Origin of the sequence: Sporosarcina koreensis (assembly GCF_001531445.1) — a bacterium.
Lineage (GTDB): Bacteria > Bacillota > Bacilli > Bacillales_A > Planococcaceae > Sporosarcina > Sporosarcina koreensis_C.
Genome location: NZ_LQYA01000423.1, coordinates 1 through 243, shown reverse-complemented (window position 1 = coordinate 243; position 243 = coordinate 1). Strand labels below are relative to the sequence as shown.

The 243-nt window shown below is 41.2% G+C and carries 1 protein-coding gene; it reads left to right on the top strand.

Going from position 1 to position 243, the window contains the following annotated elements; genetic code table 11:
• Window positions 1–243 (top strand): MFS transporter (locus tag AWV70_RS22715; RefSeq protein WP_153010123.1); only part of this gene is annotated, 243 nt, incomplete at both ends.

Below are 243 nucleotides of genomic sequence, written 5' to 3'. Positions count from 1 at the left end.
GATTATAATAAATTGCTTCGGATCGGTAATTGGGTTTGTTGGACATTCTTTTTTTCCCATACTTATTCTGGCTCGATTTATTCAAGTAGCTGGTGCAGCTGCATTTCCAGCACTCGTGATGGTTGTAGTTGCGCGCTATATTCCAAAGGAAAATAGGGGTAAAGCGTTTGGTCTTATTGGCTCCATAGTAGCTATGGGAGAAGGTATCGGTCCAGCTATTGGTGGAATGATAGCTCATTTTAT